The sequence below is a fragment of the Carnobacterium sp. genome, assembly GCF_032094055.1.
Classification (GTDB): Bacteria; Bacillota; Bacilli; order Lactobacillales; family Carnobacteriaceae; genus Carnobacterium_A.
In genome coordinates this window covers 13,143-18,033 of record NZ_DAMDAK010000049.1, presented here as the reverse complement: position 1 = coordinate 18,033, position 4,891 = coordinate 13,143, and the positions used below count along the sequence as shown (strand labels likewise).

Here is a 4,891-nt window from a genome sequence, read left to right as displayed (position 1 = left end):
CATTTAAGCCAATTTGAATAAACTTAATGGAGCAGCGCTTAATCGGATAAAATAAGAAGAACCTTTCTAATAAAAGGGAACAGCAGAGTATAAGCTTATTTTAAAAGAAGAGAAAAATAAATTTAACAGAAAACAAATAAAAAGAAAGCGTTATCATTAAATATGCGGTATACTTAGATTAGGCCGAATAATACAATGAAAATTTATTTAAAAGCTGAATTTTTACAAATAAAAAAATTAATGTAGCTAGCTACTGGTAAAATTAAAAAATAATGATAGAATGATGAAAACAATCTTTATTTTTTCATTATTTTAAAAGGAAGGAGACTTGCAAATGGTCAAACAAGTCAATCAAGAAACAAGTCGTGAACAGCTTGAAGAAGAATTGTATTTGTTTAATACAGGACAACTCTTCGATAGTTATTTAACATTAGGATGTGCTGCTGAGATTTTCGAAGGAGTTGCTGGTTTTCGTTTTACTGTTTGGGCGCCTCATGCCAAGTCGGTCTCCGTCGTTGCTGATTTTTGTAATTGGGATACAGGCTTAGCAATGGAAAAAATAGATGAAACAGGAGCTTGGACTTTATTTAGCGATGCAGCAAAAGAAGGGCACTGTTATAAATACCGAATTGAGCAAGCCACAGGAGAAATTAAATTAAAAATTGATCCTTATGCTCTTGAATTTGAAGTTCGGCCTAAAGATGCTTCAATTGTAAAATCCTTGCCGCAAAGAAAGTGGAAAGACCATTTATGGATGGCAAACAAAAAACGTCATACGCTAACTAAACGGCCGATAAACATTTATGAAGTTCATTTAAGTTCTTGGAAATGTCATGCTGACGGCAGCTGGTACAGCATTCCTGAGCTGCAACAAGAATTAATACCTTATGTAAAAGAAATGGGATATACCCATATTGAATTTTTGCCTTTAATGGAACACCCACTAGATGCTTCATGGGGGTATCAGTTGACTGGCTATTATGCTGTTTCTTCAAAGTTCGGAAAAATGGAAGAGTTTCAGGATTTTGTGGAAGCTGCCCACCAGGCACATATTGGCGTGATCATGGATTGGGTTCCTGGGCATTTTAACCGTAATGATTATGGCATGGCTTATTTTGATGGAACGCCTCAATTTGAATATAACGACAGCAATAAAGCTCAGAATTTTAGATGGGGCACAATGAATTTTGATTTAGGCAAATCGCAGGTACACAGCTTTTTGATTTCTAATGCATTATTTTGGTTAGAACAATTTCATTTAGACGGCTTAAGAGTAGATGCGGTATCGAGTATGCTGTACTTGGATTACGATGAGGGTCCTTGGATACCGAATGAAGATGGCAGCAATCACAATCGCGAAGGTGTCCACTTTATTCAAAAAATGAATACCACCATTTTCAAACGTCATCCCGATGTTCTGATGATTGCAGAAGAAAGTACAGCTTGGTCTAAGGTTACCAGTCCCGTTGATCAAGGAGGATTAGGATTTAATTACAAATGGAACATGGGCTGGATGAATGATACCTTAAAATTCTTCGAAATGGATCCACTTCTACGCAAACACCACTTTAATTTAATTACCTTTTCATTTATGTATGCTTTTAATGAAAACTTTATTTTACCTTTTTCTCATGATGAAGTCGTTCACGGTAAAAAATCATTGATGCATAAGATGCACGGCGACCGCTACAATCAATTTGCCGGATTAAGAACAATGGAAGCCTATAAAATGGCTCATCCCGGAAAAAAACTGGATTTTATGGGAAACGAATTTGGCCAGTTTTTAGAGTGGCGGGTTCATTCTGAATTAGAATGGAGCAGCTTAGAAGATGAGATGAATCATCAGCACCAGCAATTTAGTCAAAGATTGAATGAACTGTATAAAAAAGAACGGGCTTTGTGGGAAATCGACCACGATCCCAGTGGTATTGAAATTCTTGATGCGGATAACGCGGAGGAGTCTATTTTAACCTTTATTCGCAAAGGCAAGAAACCGCGTGATTTTTTAATTGTATTGTGCAATTTTTTACCGGTAGAACGTCAACATTTCAAAGTCGGTGTACCTTATGAAGGTCTTTATGAAGAACTATTAAATACTGAGATGGTTGAATTTGGAGGCGTTTGGACAACTGGACAAGGAGTATTAAAAACTACCGCTGATTCTCAGAACAGGCAACCTTATTCATTAGAACTCATATTACCAGCGCTGAGTGTCGTGATTTTAAGACCTAAAAGAGTAATGGGTGTACCAAAAAGCTGATCAACATAAAAGGAGGGGAGAGGAAGAATAGAATAAATCTATTCTTCCAGACGCTATGAAAAAAATAGAAACGTTAGCGATGATTTTAGCAGGAGGACAAGGGTCACGGCTTGGGAAATTAACTAAAGAAATCGCAAAACCCGCTGTACCCTTTGGTGGAAAATACCGAATCATTGATTTTGCTTTAAGTAACTGCGTGAATTCAGGAATTAAAAATGTTGGAGTCGTCACTCAATACCAGCCAAGAGAATTAAATAGCCATGTCGGCAATGGATCGGCCTGGGGACTAAATATCCACAATGGTGGAGCAACGATTTTACAACCTTATTCGAGCATCGAGGGCGAAAAGTGGTTTAAAGGAACAGCGAATGCCATTTACCAAAACATTGACTTTATTGATCGGCATAATCCTGAATATGTATTGGTCCTTTCAGGAGACCATATTTATAAGATGGATTACCAAGAAATGTTAGAATTCCATAAAACTAAGAAAGCAGCTTTAACTGTTGGGGTGATACCTGTGCCGATTGAAGAAGCTCCTCGTTTTGGTATTATGAATACCGACCAAACGGGCAGAATCATTGAGTTTGAAGAAAAACCGAAAGAACCTAAAAGCAATCTAGCATCAATGGGTGTCTACATTTTTAATTGGTCGTTATTAAAAAAATACTTGGTAGACGATCAAGCAAAAAATCGTGTATTAGAAGATTTCGGCCAAAATGTTATTCCAGCTTACTTAGGAAATGGCGAGAATGTCTTTGCTTATGCATTCAGAGACTATTGGAAAGATGTGGGAACCATTGAAAGTTTATGGGAAGCAAATATGGAATTTTTGGATCCGACGCATGCCTTAAACATCCGGAATTCAGATTGGCGGATTTATTCACAGAATCCATCAGCACCGCCACAATTTTTAACGGCTACATCGAAAGTTTCAAATGCGATGATAGTAGACGGCTGCTATGTGGCAGGGGAAGTAAACCATTCTATTTTGTCTCATAATGTAAAAATTGGAAAAGGTTCTACTGTAAAAGACAGCATCATCATGGCAGATGTCACAATCGGTGAAAATGTTACGATCGAACATGCCATTGTAGGAGAACACGCTAAAATCCATGATGGCGCTCAGCTGATTGGTCAAGAAAAAGAAATTGCCGTTGTTGGTTACAGTGAAGAGATTGGAGGACTAAAAGATGAAGAAGCATAAAATAGGAGCTATTTTAAATTTAAATGAGAATGGAACGAAGTTGGCGCCATTAACAGATAAGCGACCGATCGCTTCTTTGCCGTTTGGCTGTCGTTACCGTTTGATCGATTTCCCGTTTACTAGTCTGCACAGCGCTTCAATTGAATCGGCAGCTTACTTCCTTACAGGGAATGGCCGTTCACTGCATGACCATATCCGTAGCGGTGCATCTTGGGGATTAGATTCTTCTATTGGAGGCGGCTTGTTCCCTTATACCGAAACGGATGTCCGTCAAACGAGTGAAGTTGAAGAGCCAGGTCAATTAAGTAGTTTTTACCATAATCAAATTCACTATGTTGTCCGCTCAAAATCAGAATACATTGTTGTAATGGGAAGCAAAATGCTTTGCAATATCGACCTTCCTGCGCTTTTACGGTACCATCAAGAAAAAGAAGCAGATGTGACGATCATGTATAAAAATATGCCGAAATCCACTTATTTGGCAAATGAAGCGGCAACTTATTTTACTTTTGATAAGGAAGAGCAAGATAAAATTACTGCCATTACTACTTTCGAACAATTGCCGTTAGATGCAGAAACTGCCGCATTAAGTATGAATATTGCCATTATGAGTTCTGAAAAGTTTATTGAATTAGCCACACAAGCAGGCAAAAAAAATGAAAATGGAGATACGCTCCTTTTAATCAAAGACCATCTAAATGAAAATAAGGTATACGGTTATGAATATACCGGATATTTAAAAGACATCGATGATATTCAAAGTTATTTTGAAGCCAATATGGATATGTTGGTTGAAGCAAATTACAATGCTTTATTCAACCGCGGAGATTCCATTATTACAAAAGTTAAGAACGGAGCACCGACTTTTTATTCAAAAGATGCCAAAGTCAGCAATGCTCAATTTGCCAGCGATTGTTTTATCGAAGGAGAAGTTGAAAACTCGCTTATTTTCCGTAAAGTAACGATTGGCAAAAATGCTCAAGTCCATCATTCTATTGTGATGCAAGGCACTCAGATAGGGGAAGGCGCCGTTTTAGAATATGTGATACTCGATAAGGGAGTAAGAATTGGTGCCGGAGTCCATTTGAAAGGAACGGCTGATGAGGTAATGGTGATCAAAAAAAATAGCGTGATTGAATCTAAGAAAGGAGTTTAAGCTTAATGGCAATGAAAGTATTATTTGCAGCAGCTGAATGTGCTCCCTTCTTTAAAACAGGCGGATTGGGTGATGTAGCGGGAGCTTTGCCGAAAGAATTAAAAAAACAAGGGATCGATGTTCGAGTTGTACTGCCTTTTCATACAACGATGGCCCAAGAATACCAAGAGCAATTGGAAGATGTTGTGCAGTTTGAAGTGAAAGTAGGCTGGCGTAACCAATTTTGCGGATTAAAAAAACTCGTCAAAGATGATGTAACGTATTATTT

4 protein-coding genes are annotated in these 4,891 nt (G+C 37.8%); all 4 read left to right on the top strand.

The window, feature by feature from the left end; genetic code table 11:
• The first annotated feature begins 334 nt into the window (after positions 1 to 334).
• A complete protein-coding gene (gene glgB, locus RT405_RS08555; RefSeq protein WP_313469096.1) occupies positions 335 to 2,260 on the top strand; it encodes a 1,4-alpha-glucan branching protein GlgB in 1,926 nt (641 codons plus the stop codon).
• Between the two features lie 55 nt (positions 2,261 to 2,315).
• Entirely contained in the window at positions 2,316 to 3,467 is a 1,152-nt protein-coding gene (locus tag RT405_RS08550; RefSeq protein ID WP_313469095.1) for a glucose-1-phosphate adenylyltransferase, read from the top strand.
• The gene (gene glgD / locus RT405_RS08545; protein ID WP_313469094.1) at positions 3,454 to 4,623 is read left to right on the top strand and encodes a glucose-1-phosphate adenylyltransferase subunit GlgD; all 1,170 of its coding nucleotides are present in this window, start codon (positions 3,454 to 3,456) and stop codon (positions 4,621 to 4,623) included. Before RT405_RS08550 ends, glgD begins: the two co-directional genes overlap by 14 nt.
• An 11-nt stretch (positions 4,624 to 4,634) precedes the next feature.
• Positions 4,635 to 4,891, top strand: a 257-nt coding sequence (locus RT405_RS08540; RefSeq protein WP_313469099.1) for a glycogen/starch synthase, incomplete at its 3' end; no start/stop codon positions are given.